Genomic DNA, 19,235 nt, shown 5'->3' on the forward strand with positions numbered 1-19,235 from the left:
GATGCGGGTGACGCTTGAGGCCGACGGGGGCTCGCGTGGCAACCCCGGTCCGGCCGGCTACGGCGCGGTCGTGCGCGACGAGACCGGCGCCGTCGTCGCCGAGCGCTTCGCCGCGCTGGGCGTGACGACGAACAACGTGGCGGAGTACTCGGGCCTGATCGCCGGCCTCAAAGCCGCCCGCGAACTGGGCGCCGACGAGGTCGACGTCCGCATGGACTCGAAGCTGGTCATCGAACAGATGGCCGGCCGCTGGCAGATCAAGCACCCGGGCCTGCGCCCACTGGCGGACGAGGCCCGGGCCCTGGCGCAGGGCTTCGCGCTGGTCCGCTACGCCTGGATCCCGCGCGAGCAGAACAAGGACGCCGACCGCCTGGCGAACAAGGCCATGGACGGCGAGGTCTCGGCCGGGTCTCCAGCGCCCACGGAGAAGCGCTCCTGGTCCCCGCCGTCGACCGGCTCCCCGCTGCGCCTGGTCGTCATCCGCCACGGCGAGACTCCATACACGGCCGAGAAGCGCTACTCGGGTCGCGGCGACATCCCGCTGTCCCCGGCCGGCCAGGACCAGGCGGCCAAGGCCGCGCTGCGGGCCCGCCAGGTCGCCCCCAACCTGGCCGCGATCATCAGCTCCCCGCTGAAGCGCTGCCTGGAAACGGCATCAGCTCTGGGTGACCTACCGCTGATCATCGAGGACGACCTGATCGAATGCGACTTCGGCGAGTGGGAGGGCCTCACCTACGGCGAGGTCCGCGACCGCTACGCCGCCGAACAGGACCGCTGGCTCGCCTCGACCGCCGTCCCACCGCCGGGCGGCGAGTCCTTCCAGCAGGTGGCGATGCGGGTCAGGCGGGTGGTACGAAGTTTGCAGGACCGGTTCGCGGGCCAGGAGATCGCCGTCGTCAGCCACGTGACCCCGATCAAGCTCCTGCTCCGCGACGCGCTGGCGGCGAGCGACTCCTTCCTGTTCCGCCTCTACCTGGACCCGTGCGGCCTCTCGGTCGTCGACTCCTGGCCCGACGGCGGGGTAGCGGTCCGCTCGGTCAACGAAACCGCCCACCTGGCCTGACGTTCTGCTTCACGCTCACAAGTCGGTATTTAAGCCGATAAGTCGGGCGCGGCCGCGCCGCGCATGCGCTCGACTTATCGGATTTATGCCCTGACCGAGCGAGCCAATCGCACCGAGCGAGGCGACCGCACCGAGCGAGCCAATCGCACCAAGCGGCTGGCCGGGGCGGATTTGGCGCCGCGCGGGTCCGGGAGAGCGGCGCGGTGCCGGCGAGGATGCGGTAGAGGGGAGCGGCGCGTCGGTCAGGTGAAGGCGCGGTACAGCAGGACCAGGCCGACGACCGTGCCGAAGACGACGATCACCGTTTTCAGGACGACGCTCGGCAGCCGGCGTGCGACCCGGGCACCCACGTACCCGCCGATGAGGGCGGCCGGGGCCGTCACCAGGACGTCGGCCCAGTCGATCGGGCCGAACAGGGCGAACACCAGGACCCCGACCAGGCCGCCGACGGCCGAGATGACGTTCTTCAAGGCGCTGACGCGGGCCATGGACTCGTCCAGCACCAGGCCCAGCGCGGCGACGAGCATGACGCCGAGGGCGGCCCCGAAGTAGCCGCCGTAGAGCGAGCCGACGAACACGACGAGGTGCAGGCCCAGCACCCGCCGCCGCGGTGACAGGGTGCGGGGGTGGCCGACGAGGCGGCGGAGGCGGTCCTGGAAGGCGAGTACCGCGGCCGCGCCGAGGACCAGGAACGGCACCACGTAGTCGAACGCCTTGGCCGGTGTCAGGAGCAGGAGCGCGCAGCCCAGGATGGCCGCCACGACGGCGGTCGGGATGAGGCGCGGCAGGTGCCGGCGGTCGAGGTCGGCGCGGCTGCCGTAGACCGACGAGAGGTACCCCGGAAAAACTGAAGTGGTATTTGTCACATTGGCCGCGACGGGCGGCAGGCCGGTCGCGAGCAGGGCCGGGAACGTGATGAGCGACCCGCCACCGGCGATCGCGTTGACAGTCCCGGCCGCCAACCCGGCGATGGCGAGCAATGCGATGTCGGCGACCTCCATGGTCTGACTACCATAGTCAGCGCGACGGACGAGTCGACCGGGCGGCCGCGTCGGTGCGAAGGCACCGCCGAGGAACGTCCGGGCTCCACAGGGCAGGGTGGTTGTTAACGGCAACCCGGGGTGACCCGCGGGACAGTGCCACAGAGAGCAGACCGCCAGGCCACGGCCTGGTAAGGGTGAAACGGTGGGGTAAGAGCCCACCAGCGCCCCGGGTGACCGGGGCGGCTAGGTAAACCCCACCCGGAGCAAGGTCAAAAGGGTCGGCGCCCACGGGCCCGGCCTGCGCAGGCGTTCGAGGGCGGCCCGCCCGAGCCTGCGGGTAGACCGCTGGAGCCTGCCGGCAACGGCAGGCCGAGATGGATGGCCGCCCCCGGCCGCGAGGCGGGGACAGAACCCGGCGTACAGGTCGACTCGTCCGTCCGACCTGTGCGCCCTAGTCCGACGTGGGGAACACCAGGGCGAGCGCGTGATTCAGGGCGTAGACGACCAGCATCGTCCCGAGCCCGCCGATCACGAACCAAACGGCCGCTGTCCGCATCACCGCGAGCAAGCCAGGGTCCGGCTGCCGTCCATGAGGTCTGCCCACCCATGCATCATGCGGCACGTCGAACGGGTCCGTCGTGGGTCGGCTCGTCCGTCACTCTTGTCGCATGAGCTACTTCCCGGACCTGTCCGCGTACACGTACCTCCACGAGGACATCGTCGGCGAGGGGCGGGGCCGGATCAGCTATCGCCCGCGATACGAGCGGCGCAATGTCGGGTGGTTGGACGCGGCGCATCCGTTTGAGCGGGGGGCGGTGCCGGAAGGGTTCGCGGACGCGCTGCGCGGCATCATCGGCAATCCGACGGTCAACCAGACCCGTGGGTTTCATGAGTGTGAGCTCTGCCCGCCGGGCGCGGAGGACGTCGCCGTTCCGGGGCGGGGTGGTGGCAGTTCGCGGGCGTCGTTCGAGATTCGCGTGCCGGGCGCCGGGGGCAGCATGTTCGCCGCGCCGGTCATGGTGTGGCATTACGTCACCGCGCACGAGTACCGGCCGCCGGTGCAGTTCGTCGAGGCGGTGCGGCAGTACGACGCCGGCTGGGCCGCCGACGGCAGCCCCTGGATCCCCGCCGACGCCGAGCACTCCTGAAGACCGAGCGCTCCAGGAGACCGAGCGCTCCAAGAGACCGAGCGATTCCAAGAAAGCGGAGCGTGAACATTTCAGCCCGTTTTCAGCGAGTTTCACAGCACAAACCGTGTCCCGCCGATGCGCTCCGTGACGGTGACGAAGGGGCGCTGAAAGGAAGTTTAAGAACCGCTTTGGCGCCTTGACCCCCTTCGATGTGCTGGCTGAGCATTCTCCGCGGCACGGTCGGACAGAGCCGGCCGTCACGCGCGAAATGAGGTGCCGCCATGCGGCGCAGGAGTCTGGTCGTGCTCGTGGTCGCCGCGGTCGCGGCGGCGGTCGTGACGCCCCTCGCGCTGGCGCGGGCCGGCGAGGGTGACGGCGGCGCGGGGCACCCGAGCGGGCAGGGCAGCGCGGCCGCGCCCGCCGCACCGGCCGACGCCGGGCTCGCGAAGGGGTTCATCGACCTGACCGGCGGGACCCCGGCGGCGCAGCAGGACGGCGTCGCCGCGTTCGAGGGGACGGGCGTGCCGGGGCTGGCGAAGTGCCGGCAGTACAAAATTCTCAGCCTGGCCGCCAACCGGTACATCGCGGAGGAGCAGAGCCTCACGGGCACCGCCCACAACATGCTGCGGGCGCGGACGGCGCCGGGGCAGACGGGCGCCTGGGAGGTCTTCGAGATCTGCTCGGACGACGGCGGGCACCTGGTCCACCTGCGGGCCGCGTCGAACTATCTGGTGACCGCCGAGTTCGCGTACACCGGCCGCAACACCGGCATGCTGCGCGGCCGCGGCGAGTGGACCGACATCTGGGAGACCTTCGACGTGTGGACCGACGCCGGCAAGTACTACCTGCGCAACGTCTCCCGCGGCACCTACTTCACCTGCCGCCTCGACTACACGGGCCAGTACTACCAGGAGATGAAGGCCACCGGCTCCGCCCCGGGCGCCTGGGAAGCGCTCTGGTTCGACGCCATCTGAGGCACCCCGAATCCTCGCCATCTGAGGCACCCAGAATCCTCGCCATCTGAGGCAACCCCAATCCTCGCCACCTGAGGCAACCCGAATCCTCGCCACCTGAGGCGTCCCGGAATCCTCAGGTTTCGCCTCCGCCGGCCGACCCTCGCGGGAAAGGGAGGCGGTCCGGGATGAGGACGAAGTCGAAGACGAGCACCAAGGTCGCGGTGGCGGTGCTGCTGGGAGTGGCGGCGGCCCTGCCGTCGGCGCCGGCGTTCGCGGCGGCGCCGAAGAAGTACGTCAACTGCACCGCCCTGCAGCACGACTACCCGCACGGCGTCGCGCGGGCCGGGGGCACGGACAAGGTGAAGGGCAAGACCAAGCCCGTCACGACCTTCACCGTGAACCCGGCCGCGTACAACCTCAACAAGCGCCTCGACGGCGACAACGACGGCGTGGCCTGCGAGCGGCGCTGAAACACCTGCGAGCGGTGCCAAAAGCCGGCGAAGCCGGCCCGAATCAAAGCCGGGCCAGATCCTCGAAGTACGTCGGATAGGTCTTGGAAACGCACCGCGGGTGCTTGATCTGGATGCCGGGCACCCGCAGGCCGAGCAGCGCCAGGCTCATCGCCATCCGGTGGTCGTCGTACGTCTCGAAGGCCGTCGGTGCGATGGAGCCCGGCCGCACCGTGAACCCGTCGACGTCCTCCGTCGCGTCCAGCCCGGCCCGGCGCAGCTCGGTCACGATCGCCGCGATCCGGTCGGTCTCCTTGCGGCGGATGAAGTCGATGCCGGTGACGACCGTGGGGGAGTCGGCGAAGGCGGCCACGGCGGCCAGGGTCTGCGCGGTGTCGGAGATGTCGGCCATGTCGACGGTGATGCCGTGCAGCTCACCGGTGCCCGTCACCGTGGTCCGATCCGCGCCGCGCTCGACCCGGGCCCCCATCCGCTCCAGCAGGTCCGCGAACCGCACATCGCCCTGCAGGCTCCGTGTCCCCAGCCCGAGCACCGTCACCCGCCCGCCGGTGATCGCGGCCGCCGCGAGGAGGTAGGAGGCGGCGCTGGCGTCGGGCTCGATGGCGTATTCGGTCGCCCGGTAGGCCTGCGGCGCCACCGTCAGACCTTCCACCGAAACCCCGAAGGCGGCCATGACGGCGGTGGTCGACTCGACGTAGGGCACGGAGACCAGTGGCGAGGTGAGCTCCACGGTGAGCCCGTCGGCCATGAGTGGCCCGGCCAGCAGCAGGCCCGAGAGGTACTGGCTGGAGATGTGTCCCGGCAGCGCCACCTTGCCCCCGGCGACGGGCCCGGTCGCGGCGACGGGCAGGTAGCCGGGCCGGTCGAGGTCCTCGATGGTCGCGCCCAGCTCGCGCAGCGCGTCGACGAGCGGACCGAACGGCCGGGCCCGCAGCTGCGGGTCGCCGTCGACGATGCCGCGGGCCGGGCGCAGGGCGGCCGCCGGCAGGATGAACCGCCCGGTCGTGCCGGACTGGCGCGCGTCGATGCGCACCTCGCCGGTCGCTTCGCGGGGGTCGATCCCGTCGACGAGCACCGTCTTCGCGCTCTCGTCGACGGTGAGGCCGGCCCCGAGCGCGCGGACGGCGCCGAGCATGGCGTGGGTGTCGTTGGCGAACAGCATGCCCGTCAGCGTGCTGCGCCCCGGTGCCAGGGCGGCGCAGATGAGCGCGCGGTTGGTGATGCTCTTCGAGCCGGGCGGGCGCAGGGAGACGTCCGGCGGCGCGGTCAGCGGCGCGACGGCGAGGAGGTCGGGCAGGTCATCGGCGTGGAGGCTCACGCGTCAATTCTCCTGCAGACCTTCATAGCTTTATCCGGTACCCCGACGACCCCGCTTCAAGCACCGCGCCGTCCACGAACACGGCCGCCTCCGCCGACACCCACAACGACCGCGGACCGGCATTCTCGGCCAGCCGCCGCGCCCCCTCGCCGCCTTGTCCGGAGTCGACGTCCAGGCCGAACTTCACAAAGGTCATGGCCCGTGGGCGCAGATAGGCCGAGACGTCGGCGACCGCCGCTTTCACGGAGTCGAACCGGATGAGCAAACGCCCGTCCGGCGTCCGCTCCGCCCGGCCATTCCGAAGGTGCCGGGGGACATCGGCGGGATCGGCGGAACCGGAGATGGCGAGGATCGCGGGCGGCGGGTCCGGTGTCATGTGCGGGAGCTTTTCAGAACCCGGCCACAGGTGTCATCCTGTCCATGGTGGACGCTCGTGCCGACGCCTCCGCGGGCTCCGGCGCCGGGTCGTCCGGGTCTCGTCGGCGCCCTCGTTCGTCTCCAAACGAGGTCGGGCGGCCTCGGCCGGACGACTCGAATGTGTTTCCTCCGTTCGGCTCACCCGCGGGTGAGAGTTGCCACAAGCGGCCGCTGCAACTCCGGGTTGTCAGTGGGATTTGAAACCCCGCGAAGATCGGCGAAATCCTTGTCCGGCAATGGTTTCCGGAGGTCGTGAGTTGGTGGTTCCCGGGTTGAACCCGACGGCGCGCGTGTCCGTAACCCTTGTCAGGCGGTTGCGTCTACTGTGGAATCCCAACAAGCTATTTGCCGGTTTCGGTGGCGCATGTTTCATTTGCGGTGCACAGTGATGTCATGAGCAGCAGCGGTGCTGAGCGGTACTACTGGTGCCTTTCTCACCAACGGGTCGAGTCCGAGGAGAACATGTGCCCCGGAAGGGATCGTCTCGGCCCCTATGATTCGGCGGCGGCGGCCGAGCAGGCCCTCGCTACAGTCCAGGAACGCAACGAGGCGTGGGACGCCGAAGACGAACGGTGGGATGGCAAGCACTAGCAAAGCGCCGGACCCCAGGGCGACCGCGAACCGCCCCGGAAAGCCGGCTCCCCGGAAACCCGAACACCCGCACAACCCAACCGCGAACATCCCGCAGGATGCGGGAGAACTCCTCCAGGAGGACCACGATGGCCGCAGCTAAGAAGGCCACCACGAGATCGGCCGCAGCGCGCGCGGCCGCGACGACCGCGGTGGCCTCGGCCCCCGCGACGACCGAGAAGGCCCCCGCCAGGGCCCGCAAGACGGTCGCGGCCGGCTCCCCCCGCCGCACCGCGACCGCGGCCGTGACCCCGGCCGCCGAGACGGCGACGACGGCGTCGAAGACGCGCGCCGCCCGCCCCGCGGCGACCAAGGCCACGAAGGCTGCGGCGGCCCCCGCGGCCAAGTCGACGGCCCGGAAGTCAACGGCGACTCCGGCGGCGACGACGGCCCGCAAGGCGGCCACGGCGAAGACCGCCACCCCGGCGGCCCGTAAGACCACCGCGGCCAAGACCGCCACCCCGGCGGCCAAGAAGACCACGGCGGCGAAGACGGCCACCCCGGCGGCGCGCAAGACGACCGCGGCCAAGACCGCCGCCCCGGCGGCCAAGTCGACGGCGGCGTCGAAGTCGACGGCGGCGGCGGCGGCCAAGAAGACCACGGCCGCGACCAAGGCGACCGCGGCGAAGAAGACGGCCACCGCGAAGGCGACCCCGGCCAAGACCACGGCGGCGAAGTCGACGGCGGCCAAGAAGACCACGGCGGCGACCAAGGCGACCGCGGCCAAGAAGACGGCGCCGGCGAAGACCACGGCGGCCAAGTCGACGGCGGCGAAGAAGACCGCTCCGGCCAAGACGACCGCGGCCAAGAAGACCGCCCCGGCCAAGACGACCGCGGCGAAGTCGACGGCGGCCAAGAAGACCACGGCGGCGACCAAGGCGACGGCGGCGAAGAAGACGGCGCCGGCGAAGACCACGGCGGCGAAGTCGACGGCGGCCAAGAAGACCACGGCCGCCACCAAGGCGACCGCGGCGAAGAAGACCGCGCCGGCGAAGACCACGGCGGCGAAGTCGACGGCGGCCAAGAAGACCACGGCGGCCACCAAGGCGACCGCGGCGAAGAAGACCGCCCCGGCCAAGACCACGGCGGCCAAGAAGACGGCGCCGGCGAAGACCACGGCGGCCAAGTCGACCGCGGCCAAGAAGACCACGGCGACGGCGGCCAAGAAGACCGCGACGGCCAAGGCCACCCCGGCCAAGACCGCCGCCAAGACGACGGCGGCCAAGAAGACGGCGCCGGCGAAGACCACGGCGGCGAAGTCGACGGCGGCCAAGAAGACCGCTCCGGCCAAGACGACGGCGACCGCGGCCAAGAAGACGACGGCGGCCAAGTCCACGGCGGCGAAGTCGACGACCGCGGCGAAGAAGACCGCCCCGGCGAAGACGACGGCGACGGCGGCGGCCAAGAAGACCGCCCCGGCGAAGACCACGGCGGCCAAGTCGACCGCGGCGAAGAAGACCGCCCCGGCCAAGACGACCGCGGCCAAGTCGACTCCGGCCAAGACCACGGCGGCGAAGTCGACGGCGACCGCGGCCAAGAAGACGGCCACGGCCAAGGCGACCCCGGCGAAGGCCGCCGCGACCAAGACCACGACGGCCGCGGCGAAGAAGACGGCCCCGGCCAAGACGGCGACGCCGCGCAAGGCGCCGGCCAAGAAGGCCGCCACGACCCCGCCGGCGGCCGCCGCCGGGACCGCGGCGACCACGACCCCGGAGACCACGACGGCGGCGACCGAGCCCGCCGCGGTGGCCGAGGGCGGTCTGTCGACCGAGTCGGCCGCGTCGTCCGGTGCCGCTTCCGAGGCCATCCCCGGCCGCGAGAACGGCAACAACCCGGAGGAGGCCGCCAACATGACGGCCGAGGACTGGGCGACCCTCGCCCGCCCGTAACACCAGCGCGAACCGGCGGCCGGTCCACCCCATGACGGGAGGACCGGCCGTTCGCGTGATTACCCCCCAACCGGCGGCTGGTATGACTGATCGGTGACCGCCCGCCGTGTGTTTGCGCCGCGCATCGACTTCAGCGCGCTGCGCCATGAGCTCGAGCTGCCCACCGGATTCTCCGAGGCCGCCCAGCGCGAAGCCGAAGCCGCCGCCGCGAAGACGTTCGCCGACCGGGACGACCGGACCGGCCTCGCCTTCGTCACCATCGACCCGCCGACCTCCAAGGACCTTGACCAGGCGCTGCTCATCGAGAAGACCGAAAAGGGCTTCCGGGTGTACTACGCCATCGCCGACGTCGCCGCCTTCGTCGAACCGGGCGGGGCGCTGGAGCAGGAGACCTGGCAGCGCGGGCAGACCGTGTACCTGCCGGACGGCAAGGTGCCGCTGCACCCGCCGGTGCTCAGTGAGGGCGCCGCCAGCCTCCTGCCGGACCAGATCCGGCCGGCCGTGCTCTGGACGATCGACGTGGACACCCAGGGCGACACCACCGCCGTCGACGTGCGGCGGGCCAACGTGCGGAGCCGGGCCAAGCTCGACTACGAGGGTGTCCAGCAGGACGCCGACGCGGGCCGGCCGCACCCGTCGCTGGCGCTGCTGCCCGAGCTCGGGCAGCTCCTGGTCCAGCGGGGGCTCGCCCGGGGCGCGGTGAACCTCCCGCTGCCCGAGCAGGAGGTCGAGCCGGACGGCGACGGGTGGCGGCTGACGTTGCGGGCACCGGTCGCCGTGGAGGAGTACAACGCGCAGATCTCGCTGTTGACCGGTATGGCGGCGGCCCGGATCATGCTCGACGGCGGCGTCGGGCTGCTGCGGACCATGCCACCGGCGCCTCCGGAGACCGTCGAGGCACTCAAGGTGGCGGGGCGGGCACTGCAAGTACCGTGGCCGGAAAATGCCACACCCGGGCAGGTCATCGCCGCCCTGGACCCCGCACAGCCGCGGGCCGCCGCCTTCCTCGACCAGGCGGCCGAGATGATGCGCGGGGCCGGCTACACGCCGTTCGACGGTGCGAAGCCGGAGCAGCCTCTGCACGCCGCCGTGGCCGCCCCCTACGCGCACGTGACGGCGCCGCTGCGGCGGCTGGCCGACCGGTACGTCACCGAGGTGTGCCTGGCCCTACACGCGGGCGCAGCGGTGCCGTCGTGGGCCCGCGACGCCCTGCCGAAGCTGCCCGAGGTGATGACCAGGACGGACCGGGTCGCGAGCTCGGCCGAACGGGCCGCCGTGGACCTCGTGGAGGCGACGCTGCTGCAGGGCCGGGTCGGGGAGGTGTTCGAGGCGGCCGTGCTCGACGTGGACCGCAACAAGCACCGGGCCGACATCGCCATCGACGACCCGCCGGTGCGGGCCCGCTGCGAGGGTGAGGTACTGCCGCTGGGGGAGCGGATCGCGGTGCGGCTCACGGAGGCGGACCCGGCCAAGCGCAAAGTGGTGTTCACCGAAGAGGTACAACAGAGGGCATGAGCTACGACCAGATCGCGCTGCCCGACGTCTCGGGCCTGTCCGTCGGCATCCTCGGCGGCACCGGGCCCCAGGGCCGCGGCCTCGCCTACCGTTTCGCCCGCGCCGGCCAGCGCGTCCTCGTCGGCTCACGCTCGACCGAGCGGGGCGAGCAGGCCGCGCAGGAGCTGCGTGAGCTGCCGGGAGTCGAAGCCGACGCCGTGCGGGGCGGCGACAACGTGTTCGCCTGCGGTGCCGACGTCGTCGTCGTCGCGGTGCCGTGGGACGGGCACGGAGCCACCCTCGCGGAGCTCGCGCCGCACCTGAGCGGCCGGATCGTGGTCGACTGCGTGAACCCTCTCGGCTTCGACGACAAGGGGCCTTACCCGCTGCGCGTCGAGGAGGGCAGCGCCGCCGAGCAGGCCGCGGCACTCCTGCCCGAGGCTCGGGTCTGCGCGGCGTTTCACCACGTCAGTGCGGTACTGCTGGCGGATCCGGCAGTTGCCGAGGTGGACCTCGACGTGCTGGTCCTCGGCGATGACCGCGATGCCGCGCTGCACGTGCAGGCGCTCGCGGCCCGGATCGCGGGGATGCGGGGGGTGTTCGCCGGCCGGCTGCGCAACGCCGGGCAGGTCGAGGCGTTCACGGCCAACCTCATCGCCATCAACAAGCGCTACAAGGCGCACGCGGGCATCCGGGTGACCGACCTGTGAGCAACGGTGACGCATTCGATCCGTGGTCCGCGCAGTTCGTGGCGCAGCCCTATCCGGCCTATGCGAAGCTGCGCGCCGAGACCCCGGTGCAGTGGTTCGAGCCGAGCAAGCAATACCTGATCAGCCGCCATGAGGACGTCAACGCGCTGCTGCGCGATCGGCGTCTGGGCCGCAGCTACCTGCACGTCGCCTCGCACGAGGAGATGGGGCGGCGCGGGTGGCCGCAGTACCAACAACCGTTCTGGACTTTGAACAACAACGGCATGCTCGACCGGGAGCCACCCGACCACACCCGGCTGCGGCGGCTGGTGTCGCAGGCCTTCACGCCCCGGCGGGTCGAGGCGCTGCGCCCGGTCGTCGAACGGCTGGCCGACGAGCTCGTCGACGCGTTCGTCGCGCAGGGCGGCGGAGACCTCATCGCCGACGTCGCCGAGCCGCTGCCGGTGACCGTCATCGCGGAGCTCCTCGGGGTGCCCGAGGCCGACCGGCACCCGCTGCGCCCCTGGTCGGCCGCGATCTGCGGGATGTATGAGCTGAACCCGTCCCGGGACACGGCCGAGGCGGCGGTGCGGGCGTCGGAGGAGTTCTCCGACTACCTGCGCGCCCTCGCCCGCCGCCGCCAGGACGACCCGCGCGACGACCTGGTCAGTGCCCTGGCCGCGGTGGAGGGCCTGAGCGAGGACGAGCTCATCGGCACGTGCGTGCTGCTGCTCAACGCCGGCCACGAGGCGACGGTCAACGTGACCGGCAACGGCTGGCGCGCACTCCTGCAGCACCCGGACCAGCTCGCTCTTCTAAGAACAAACCCCGATTTCCTGGGTACTGCCATTGAAGAGCTCATGCGCTTCGACACCCCGCTGCAGATGTTCGAGCGCTGGGTCCTCGAGGACATCGAGGTGCGCGGCGTGCCGATCCCGCGCGGCGCCGAGGTGGCGCTGTTGTTCGGCTCGGCCAACCACGACCCGGCCGCGTTCGCCGACCCTTCGAAGCTGGACATCACCAGGCGCGACAACCCGCACATCTCCTTCGGCGCCGGCATCCACTACTGCCTCGGTGCGCCGCTGGCCCGCATTGAGCTCGCCGCGTCGTTCGGGGCGTTGCTGGCCAAAGCGCCCGCTCTGCGCCTGGTGAGCGATCCGGTCTACAAGCCCGGGTACGTCATCCGCGGCCTGAAAAGCTTGGAAGTGTCCGTCTAGGCGCCGATAACACGGTTGCGGTACCTGGCGCCGATATGTCGGGCGCTCCGCGCCGCGACATATCGGATTTTTCGCCCGACGGGGTATTCGCACTTTTAGTGGGGGTCTCGATGGCCATGTTCGCCAACCTGGGCATCGCCCCCAAGATCGGCATTCTCTGCGCCGCCGGGATCGTGGTCGCGGCGGGCACGGGCGCCGCCGGCCTGCTCTCCCAGAGCCAGCTGAGCGACCAGGCCGAGAACGTGCACGTCCTCGACGGCGCCAGCGCCCTGCTGCACCACCTCGACACCCGCGAGTCGGAGCTGAAGGTCGACGCCTACCGGGCGCTGGCCGAGCCGGACATCGCGGCCATCCTCAAGGACCTCCCGGACGACCTGGCCTCGGTCACGGACACGATCGCCGAGCTGGACGCGCTCAACCTGCCCGCCGACATCCGCGCCGACGTCGACGACATCAAGGCCTCGGCGCTGGAGTTCAACACCTTCATCGACACGTTCATCAAGGACGCCCAGGCCGACCAGGCGAGCGTCCAGCAGCGTGAAGCCGACATCGCCACCAACAACCACGCCGTCGACGACAAGATCGGTGCGCTGGAGGACAAGCTGGCCGAGCGGGCCGTCCAGGAGCGCTCCGACATGGCCGGCACCAGCACCCAGGCCCGCTGGACGACGTCGATCGCCCTGCTCATCGGCCTGGCCGTGTTCCTGGCCATCGCGATCCCGATCGGCCGGGCCATCATCCGCCCGGTCCGCCGCGTCCAGAGCGTCCTGGAGGCTCTCGCGAAGGGCGACCTGACCCGGCGGGCCGACGTCACCGGCCGGGACGAGATCGGCCAGATGGCCGCCAGCCTGGACGAGGCCACGGCGAGCATCCGCAGCTCGATCTCCGCCGTCGGGACCTCCTCGGACAGCCTCGCGAACGCCTCCCGCCAGCTCTCGAGGGTCAGCGAGGAGATCTCCGTCGCCGCCGACTCCACCAACATCCAGATGACCGACGCCTCGACGTCCTCCCACGAGGTCTCCCGGCACGTCAGCACGGTGGCGACGGGCGCCGAAGAGATGGGCGTGTCGATCCACGAGATCGCCCGCAACGCCGCCGACGCGGCCGCGGTCGCCTCCGGTGCCGTCCGCGAGGCCAACGGCGCCAACGAGAAGGTCGAACGCCTGGCCGTCTCGTCGACGGAGATCGGCAACGTCCTGAAACTCATCACGTCGATCGCCGAGCAGACCAACCTCCTGGCGTTGAACGCCACCATCGAGGCGGCCCGTGCGGGCGAGGCCGGCAAGGGCTTCGCCGTCGTCGCCAACGAGGTCAAGGACCTGGCCCAGGAGACCGCGAAGGCCACGGAGGACATCCACAAGCGCGTCACCGCGATCCAGGCCGACACGGGCGCCGCCGCCGACGCCATCCGCCGCGTGGGCGAGGTGGTGGAGGAGATCAACCAGTACCAGGCCACGATCGCCTCCGCCGTCGAAGAACAGTCCGCCACGACCGCCGAGATGAGCCGCTCGGTCGCGGAGGCCGCCACCGGCGCCGAACGCATCGCCGCCAACATCGCCGGCGTAGCCGACGCCACCGCCGCCACCACCCAGGGCGTCGGCTCCGCCAAGGGCGCCGCCGCCGAACTGGCCCAGATGTCCCAGGACCTCCGCCAGCTGGTCTCCCACTTCAAGTTCTGACCGGGGCGACCTCAGGCGCCGTCGAAGATGCGTTCGACCACCGCGCGGGCGCGGCGGGCCACGCGCAGGTACTCGTCCAGGAACTCCTGCGGCTCCGTCCCCGGGTTCAGGGCCGCCGCCGCGGCGGCCAGGTCGGGCCCTTGCCGGGGGATCTGATCGGTGGCCCGCCCGCGGACCAGCGTCAGCAGGTTGCGCACCCGTGAGGCCTGCCGCCAGGCCGCTTCCAGCTCGCCCGCGTCGTCCGGGTCCAGCAGTCCAGCCGCCGTAGCGGCCGCCAAAGCCTCGAGGGTCCGCGGCGTCCGCAGCCCCGCGACCGAGTGCCCGTGCCGCAGCTGGAGCAGCTGCACGGTCCACTCGACGTCGGTCAGCCCACCGCGGCCGAGCTTCGTGTGGGTGGCGGGGTCGGCGCCGCGGGGGAGTCGTTCGCTGTCGACCCGTGCCTTCAGCCGGCGGATCTCCAGGATCTGCTCGCGGTTCAGACCACCGGCCGGGTAGCGCTTCGTGTCGGCCAGCTCCAGGAAGCGAGCGCCGAGTGAGGAGGAACCGGCGACCGCGCGGGCGCGCAGCAACGCCTGGGCCTCCCACACCTTCGACCAGCGCGTGTAGTACTGCTGGAACGCCCCCAGGCTGCGCACCAGCGGCCCCTGCCGGCCCTCGGGGCGCAGGTCGGCGTCGACGCCCAGAGGCGGGTCGTGGGCCGGGCGGGAGAGTAGGCGGCGCAGCTCCTCGGCGACGGTCAGGGCGGCCTTCGAGGCGGCCTCGTCGCCCTCGTAGACGAACAGGACGTCAGCGTCGGAGGGGTAGCTCTGTTCGGCGCCGCCCAGGCGGCCCATGCCGATGATGGCGAACGACAGGTCCGGGGCCGTGGACGACGTGACGCCCAGCGTGGCCCGCAGGGTCGCGTCGGTGACCGCGGACAGGGCGTCGCCGACGGTGGTGACGTCGAGCAGGCCCAGGAGGTCGGCGCAGGCGATGCGGAACAGTTCGCGGCGGCGCAGGGCGCGGACCGCGTTGATGGCGGTCTCCGGGTCGGGGTGGCGGGCGGCCGCGGCGGCGAAGCCCTCGGTCAGGACCTCGGCGGTGCGGGGCTGCAGCTCGGTGTCGTCGGCCAGCAGCCGCAGCGCCTCCGGGTCGTGGATGAGCAGGTCGGTGACGTACCGGGACAGGGCCAGCAGCCGGGCCAGGCGGAGCGCGACCGGGCCTTCGTCACGGAGCAGCCGGAGGTACCAGGGTGTGTTGCCGAGCTTCTCGGAGACCTGGCGGTAGGCGAGGAGGCCGCGGTCGGGCTCGGGGGCGTCGGCGAACTCGCTCAGCATGGCCGGCAGGAGCTGGCGCTGGATCGCGGCGGTGCGGGAAACGCCGCCGGTCAGGGCCTCGATGTGGCGCAGCGCGCCGGCCGGGTCGGCGAAGCCGAGGAGGTCGAGGCGGGCCCGGGCGGCGTCGGGGCGCAGCCGGAGCTGTGCGGTGGGTACGCGGGCGACCGCCTCCAGCAGCGGGCGGTAGAAGAGCTTCGCGTGCAGCCGGCGGACCTCGCCCGCGTGCCGGACCCATTCGCTGCGGAAGGACTCGACGGCGTCACGGGCGGCGTTCGGCCGGTATCCGAGCGCGTGCGCCAGCCACCGCAGCCCGTCCGGATCGTCGGGGACGGTGTGGGTGCGGCGCAGCCGCTGCAGCTGGAGGCGGTGCTCGACGACGCGGAGGAACCGGTAGGCGCGGAGCAGGGCCTCACCGTCGGCCAGGCCCACGTAGCCGCCCTCGATGAGGGCCCGCAGGCCGGCGAGGGTGCTCGGGGTGCGCAGCGACTCGTCGGCCCGGCCGTGCACCAGCTGCAGCAGCTGTACCGCGAACTCGATGTCCCGCAGCCCGCCCGGCCCCCGCTTGATCTCCCGGTCGACCTCGGCCCGCGGGATCGCGTCGATGATCCGCCGGCGCATCGCCCGGACCTCGTCCACGGCCTCCGGCCGCTCGGCCGCGGACCAGATGAGGGGCTGCAGCTCGGTGAGCCACTGCTCGCCCAGGGAGATGTCGCCCGCGGCCGGCCGGGCCTTCAGCAGGGCCTGGAACTCCCAGGTCTTCGCCCACTTCTTGTAGTACGCCAGGTGCGAGGCGACGGTGCGGACCAGCGCGCCCCGGCTGCCCTCGGGGCGCAGCGCGGCGTCGACGGGCCAGGCCACGAACCCGCAGATCTCCATCAGCCGGGCGGCCAGGGCGCTGCCCGCGCGCATGGCCTTCTCGACGTCGACCCCCTCGGCCGGCTCGGCCACGAACACGACGTCGACGTCGCTGACGTAGTTGAGCTCGCGGCCGCCGCACTTGCCCATCGCGATGACGGCGAGGCGGCACTCGTCGGTGCCGCGCTCGGTGGAAGCGATGGTCAGCGCCGCTTGCAACGTGGCATCCGCGAGCTCGGTCAGCCGCTGCATGGTGGCCTCGACGTCGGCCGCCGCGGTCAGGTCGGCGGCGACGATGCGCAGGAGTTCGCGGCGATAGCCGGAACGAAGCAGAGCAACGGTCGTCACATCGCGCGTCGAATATCCCGCGGGCCGCTTGTTCTGCTCGCCGACCAGCTCCGGCCAGTCGGCGGGGTTGGCCACCAGCAGGTCGCCCAGGGTCGCGGAGACGCCGAGCACCCCGATCAGCCGGCGGCGCAGGGCCTTGTCGGTCAGGACCGCGGTGCGCACCTCCTCGCCGGCCGCCTCGACGAGCCGGTGCAGCTGGAAGAGCGCGAGGTCGGGGTCGGCCGCGAAGAACAGGGTGTCGAGGACGGCGGCGGCGTCCTCGTCGGCCGGGCGGCGGGCGACCGGGTCCCACAGCCGCAGGCCGTCGGGGCCGAGCGCGGCCGCGGAGCGCTCGTTGTCGGCGAACCCGTAGCGGGCCAGGTGGGCCGGGCTGACCTTAATCGGGTCCATCAGCGCGGCCCGATGAGCGGCAGCGAGCGCAGGCCGCCCTCGCCGGCGGGGGGCGTGCGGCCGAGCGCGACGGCGGCGAACCGCTCCGCGAACGGCTTCCAGACCTCCTCGATGTCGTCGAGGGCGGCCTCGGCCTGCTCCAGCAGCTCGATCGGGTCGATGCCCAGCTCACCGAGGACGTGCACGCCCTCCATCGCCCACTGCGCGAACATCGGCAGGTCACATTCGATGTGGAACTGCAATCCCCACGCGTTGGGGCCGAGGCGGTACCCCTGGATCGGGTAGTTCGTCGACGCCGCCAGCAGCGTCGAGTTGAGCGGCAGTTCGACGATCTCGTCGACGTGCCACTGGAAGACGTCCGGTGCGAACGGGACGGCCGCGAAGATGGGATCCTGGTCGGCGACGTCGCGGCGGGCGACGAGCTTGACGCCGATCTCGGGGCCCTTCGTGCTGCGCTCGACCGTGCCACCGTGGGCGTTCGCGAGCAGCTGCGCGCCGAGACAAACGCCCAAGGTCGGGATTTTGTACCGCACCGCCTTGCGCAACAGCCCGTCGAGCTGGTCGAACCACGGCGAGGCTCGCTCGCCCGCGGCGTCCGGGAAGGCCTCCTGCTCGCCGCCGAGCACGACCAGCGCGGCGTAGCCGTCGAGGTTCTCCGGCAGCGGCTCACCCGCGTGCGGCCGCACGACCTGGAGCTCGAGTCCGCCGGAGCGCAGCCAGTCGCCGAGCCGGCCGGGTCCGTCGGAGGGGTCGTTCTCGACCACGAGGGCGAGGTTGCCGTTCGTCACACCCTGACAATATCCAGCGGCCAAAAAACCAAGGCAGGATAGTCGGCATGAGCGGTACGAAGCGGAGCGGAGTGGCCGCGATCGGGCCGGTGCAGGTTTGGCTCGGGCCGGCGCCGGAGCTTGCGGAGGTGTCGGCGTGAGCGGTACGAAGCGGAGCGGAGTGGCCGCGATCGGGCCGGTGCAGGTTTGGCTCGGGCCGGCGCCGGAGCTTGCGGAGGTGTCGGCATGAGCACTGTGACGCCGGGGTTCCAGGGGCGGCGCGACCGCGGGCGGCCCGACCTGCCGCCGGGGCAGTATCTCGCCCATGACTTCCCGGTCCTGTCGGCCGGTCCGACACCGCGGGTGAGCACCGACCGGTGGGAGTTCGTCGTCACCACCGAGGCGGGTGCGGCGAAGAGCTGGAGCTGGGGCGAGTTCACCGCCCTGCCCTACGAGGACGTGACGGTCGACATCCACTGCGTCACGAAGTGGTCGAAGCTCGGGACCGGCTGGCGGGGCGTGGCGGTGGACACGTTGCTCGCGGACGTCGAGACGTCCGCGGACTACGTCATGGCACACTCCTACGACGGGTACACCACGAATCTGCCCTTGGAAGATCTGATCGACGGGCAGGCCTGGGTGGCGTATCGCTACGACGGCGAGGAGCTGCGCCCGGAGCACGGCGGCCCGGCCCGGCTGCTGGTGCCGCACCTGTATCTGTGGAAGTCCGCGAAGTGGATCCACGAGCTGCGGTTGATGGTGCGGGACGAGCCGGGCTTCTGGGAGGCGGCGGGCTACCACAACTACGGAGACCCATGGCGCGAGCAGCGATACCAGGGCGACTGAGGGGTCCGGAGCGGAGCGGAGGGGCCACTCAGCATGAAGCACAGTTCTGAGGTCGGTCGGCCGGAGCGAGGCGGAGGGCGACTGACCTGGCGGAAGGCCACTCTGGTTGCGGCCCGGCAAGAAACCCCGACGGCCCGGACCCTGGTGCTCGACGTGCCCGAGTGGCCGGGGCACCTGGCCGGGCAGCACGTCGATGTGCGGTTGACGGCCGCGGACGGGTACACCGCGCAACGTTCGTATTCCATTGCTGCCGCGACGGGCGTCGAGATCACCGTGCAGCGGCTGGAAGACGGCGAGGTTTCGCCGTATTTGACCGATATTTACGACATTTCGCAGCTTATCGAGGTGCGCGGGCCGATCGGCGGCTGGTTCGTCTGGCGCCCGACCGATCCGGCTCCGGTCCAGCTCATCGCCGGCGGCTCCGGTGTGGTCCCGCTGATGGCGATGATTCGGGCGAGGGCGACGAATGGGACAAAAACCCCGTTCAAGCTGCTCTACTCGGCCCGCACGCCGGAAGACGTCATCTACGCCGACGAGCTGCGGCGAAGGGCGCGCGACGACGGCGGACTGGACGTCGAGTACATCCACACGAGAGTGCGCGGCCGGCGGATCGGCGTCGCCGACGTGCACACGCACACCTGGCCGAAAGAGTTCGAGCCGAACATCTACGTGTGCGGCCCGACCGGCTTCGTGGAGACCGTCGCCGACATCCTGGTGGCGCTCGGCCATGACACGCGAAGCATCAAGACCGAGCGCTACGGCTGATCGGCGTCACGAA

At 71.7% G+C, this 19,235-nt stretch carries 17 protein-coding genes and 1 other RNA gene; 13 read left to right on the forward strand and 5 right to left on the reverse strand.

Going from position 1 to position 19,235, the window contains the following annotated elements; all coding sequences use genetic code 11:
- Position 1: 1 nt before the first annotated feature.
- Complete coding sequence (locus ACIA8L_RS29070) at positions 2-1,063, forward strand: histidine phosphatase family protein (RefSeq protein WP_395909665.1); 1,062 nt, start codon at positions 2-4, stop codon at positions 1,061-1,063.
- 242 nt (positions 1,064-1,305) lie between these two features.
- Here ACIA8L_RS29070 and ACIA8L_RS29075 read toward each other — a convergent pair whose 3' ends face one another.
- The gene (locus ACIA8L_RS29075; RefSeq protein ID WP_395909666.1) at positions 1,306-2,064 is read right to left on the reverse strand and encodes a sulfite exporter TauE/SafE family protein; all 759 of its coding nucleotides are present in this window, start codon (positions 2,062-2,064) and stop codon (positions 1,306-1,308) included.
- Between the two features lie 29 nt (positions 2,065-2,093).
- On the opposite strand from ACIA8L_RS29075, the gene rnpB reads away from it, so the two are divergent.
- The 4 genes from rnpB (at position 2,094) to ACIA8L_RS29095 (ending at position 4,602) form a co-directional block, all read left to right on the forward strand.
- Positions 2,094-2,482: RNase P RNA component class A (gene rnpB, locus ACIA8L_RS29080), an RNA gene on the forward strand.
- A 232-nt stretch (positions 2,483-2,714) separates the two neighbouring features.
- Positions 2,715-3,194, forward strand: coding sequence for a hypothetical protein (locus ACIA8L_RS29085; protein ID WP_395909668.1), 480 nt, complete (start codon positions 2,715-2,717; stop codon positions 3,192-3,194).
- 263 nt (positions 3,195-3,457) lie between these two features.
- On the forward strand, positions 3,458-4,150 hold the full coding sequence (locus tag ACIA8L_RS29090; protein WP_395909669.1) for a fascin domain-containing protein: 693 nt from the start codon (positions 3,458-3,460) through the stop codon (positions 4,148-4,150).
- 167 nt (positions 4,151-4,317) lie between these two features.
- Positions 4,318-4,602 carry an excalibur calcium-binding domain-containing protein gene (locus ACIA8L_RS29095; RefSeq protein ID WP_395909671.1) on the forward strand — a complete coding sequence of 95 codons (285 nt, stop codon included), beginning with the start codon at positions 4,318-4,320 and terminating at the stop codon, positions 4,600-4,602.
- Positions 4,603-4,645: 43 nt separating this feature from the next.
- On the opposite strand, the gene aroA is transcribed toward ACIA8L_RS29095, so the two are convergent.
- Positions 4,646-5,920, reverse strand: coding sequence for a 3-phosphoshikimate 1-carboxyvinyltransferase (aroA, locus tag ACIA8L_RS29100; protein WP_395909672.1), 1,275 nt, complete (start codon positions 5,918-5,920; stop codon positions 4,646-4,648).
- A gap of 22 nt (positions 5,921-5,942) precedes the next feature.
- Complete coding sequence (locus tag ACIA8L_RS29105) at positions 5,943-6,296, reverse strand: hypothetical protein (RefSeq protein WP_395909674.1); 354 nt, start codon at positions 6,294-6,296, stop codon at positions 5,943-5,945.
- A 434-nt stretch (positions 6,297-6,730) separates the two neighbouring features.
- Here ACIA8L_RS29105 and ACIA8L_RS29110 point away from each other — a divergent pair, with 434 nt between their 5' ends.
- The 6 genes from ACIA8L_RS29110 (at position 6,731) to ACIA8L_RS29135 (ending at position 13,935) form a co-directional block, all read left to right on the forward strand.
- Positions 6,731-6,928: a hypothetical protein gene (locus ACIA8L_RS29110; RefSeq protein ID WP_395909676.1), complete on the forward strand. Its 198-nt coding sequence runs from the start codon at positions 6,731-6,733 to the stop codon at positions 6,926-6,928.
- A 128-nt stretch (positions 6,929-7,056) separates the two neighbouring features.
- A complete protein-coding gene (locus tag ACIA8L_RS29115) occupies positions 7,057-8,856 on the forward strand; it encodes a hypothetical protein (RefSeq protein WP_395909677.1) in 1,800 nt (599 codons plus the stop codon).
- Between the two features lie 93 nt (positions 8,857-8,949).
- Positions 8,950-10,371: an RNB domain-containing ribonuclease gene (locus ACIA8L_RS29120; RefSeq protein ID WP_395909679.1), complete on the forward strand. Its 1,422-nt coding sequence runs from the start codon at positions 8,950-8,952 to the stop codon at positions 10,369-10,371.
- Complete coding sequence (npdG, locus tag ACIA8L_RS29125) at positions 10,368-11,060, forward strand: NADPH-dependent F420 reductase (protein ID WP_395909681.1); 693 nt, start codon at positions 10,368-10,370, stop codon at positions 11,058-11,060. Before ACIA8L_RS29120 ends, npdG begins: the two co-directional genes overlap by 4 nt.
- Positions 11,057-12,256: a cytochrome P450 gene (locus ACIA8L_RS29130; RefSeq protein ID WP_395909682.1), complete on the forward strand. Its 1,200-nt coding sequence runs from the start codon at positions 11,057-11,059 to the stop codon at positions 12,254-12,256. Before npdG ends, ACIA8L_RS29130 begins: the two co-directional genes overlap by 4 nt.
- Positions 12,257-12,366: 110 nt before the next feature.
- Positions 12,367-13,935, forward strand: a complete 1,569-nt coding sequence (locus ACIA8L_RS29135) for a methyl-accepting chemotaxis protein (protein ID WP_395909684.1) — start codon at positions 12,367-12,369, stop codon at positions 13,933-13,935.
- Between the two features lie 11 nt (positions 13,936-13,946).
- On the opposite strand, the gene ACIA8L_RS29140 is transcribed toward ACIA8L_RS29135, so the two are convergent.
- Entirely contained in the window at positions 13,947-16,844 is a 2,898-nt protein-coding gene (locus ACIA8L_RS29140) for a bifunctional [glutamine synthetase] adenylyltransferase/[glutamine synthetase]-adenylyl-L-tyrosine phosphorylase (RefSeq protein WP_395909686.1), read from the reverse strand.
- A complete protein-coding gene (locus tag ACIA8L_RS29145; protein WP_395909688.1) occupies positions 16,844-17,632 on the reverse strand; it encodes a type 1 glutamine amidotransferase in 789 nt (262 codons plus the stop codon). The genes ACIA8L_RS29140 and ACIA8L_RS29145 overlap by 1 nt, the downstream gene beginning before the upstream one ends.
- A gap of 225 nt (positions 17,633-17,857) precedes the next feature.
- Between ACIA8L_RS29145 and ACIA8L_RS29150 the strand changes: the two genes are divergently transcribed.
- Together ACIA8L_RS29150 and ACIA8L_RS29155 are read left to right on the forward strand one after the other, a co-directional pair.
- A complete protein-coding gene (locus ACIA8L_RS29150; protein WP_395909690.1) occupies positions 17,858-18,457 on the forward strand; it encodes a sulfite oxidase-like oxidoreductase in 600 nt (199 codons plus the stop codon).
- 33 nt (positions 18,458-18,490) lie between these two features.
- Positions 18,491-19,222, forward strand: coding sequence for a ferredoxin reductase (locus ACIA8L_RS29155; protein WP_395909692.1), 732 nt, complete (start codon positions 18,491-18,493; stop codon positions 19,220-19,222).
- Positions 19,223-19,235: the final 13 nt, after the last annotated feature.

This window comes from Dactylosporangium sp. NPDC051541, from assembly GCF_044454505.1.
In the GTDB taxonomy this organism is placed as follows: Bacteria; Actinomycetota; Actinomycetes; order Mycobacteriales; family Micromonosporaceae; genus Dactylosporangium.

Coding starts and splice junctions, on each gene's coding strand:
- ACIA8L_RS29070 (WP_395909665.1), top strand. CDS start 2: ATGCGGGTGACGCTTGAGGCCGACGGGGGCTCGCGTGGCAACCCCGGT.
- ACIA8L_RS29075 (WP_395909666.1), bottom strand. CDS start 2,064: ATGGAGGTCGCCGACATCGCATTGCTCGCCATCGCCGGGTTGGCGGCC.
- ACIA8L_RS29085 (WP_395909668.1), top strand. CDS start 2,715: ATGAGCTACTTCCCGGACCTGTCCGCGTACACGTACCTCCACGAGGAC.
- ACIA8L_RS29090 (WP_395909669.1), top strand. CDS start 3,458: ATGCGGCGCAGGAGTCTGGTCGTGCTCGTGGTCGCCGCGGTCGCGGCG.
- ACIA8L_RS29095 (WP_395909671.1), top strand. CDS start 4,318: ATGAGGACGAAGTCGAAGACGAGCACCAAGGTCGCGGTGGCGGTGCTG.
- ACIA8L_RS29105 (WP_395909674.1), bottom strand. CDS start 6,296: ATGACACCGGACCCGCCGCCCGCGATCCTCGCCATCTCCGGTTCCGCC.
- ACIA8L_RS29110 (WP_395909676.1), top strand. CDS start 6,731: ATGAGCAGCAGCGGTGCTGAGCGGTACTACTGGTGCCTTTCTCACCAA.
- ACIA8L_RS29115 (WP_395909677.1), top strand. CDS start 7,057: ATGGCCGCAGCTAAGAAGGCCACCACGAGATCGGCCGCAGCGCGCGCG.
- npdG (WP_395909681.1), top strand. CDS start 10,368: ATGAGCTACGACCAGATCGCGCTGCCCGACGTCTCGGGCCTGTCCGTC.
- ACIA8L_RS29135 (WP_395909684.1), top strand. CDS start 12,367: ATGGCCATGTTCGCCAACCTGGGCATCGCCCCCAAGATCGGCATTCTC.
- ACIA8L_RS29140 (WP_395909686.1), bottom strand. CDS start 16,844: ATGGACCCGATTAAGGTCAGCCCGGCCCACCTGGCCCGCTACGGGTTC.
- ACIA8L_RS29150 (WP_395909690.1), top strand. CDS start 17,858: ATGAGCACTGTGACGCCGGGGTTCCAGGGGCGGCGCGACCGCGGGCGG.
- ACIA8L_RS29155 (WP_395909692.1), top strand. CDS start 18,491: ATGAAGCACAGTTCTGAGGTCGGTCGGCCGGAGCGAGGCGGAGGGCGA.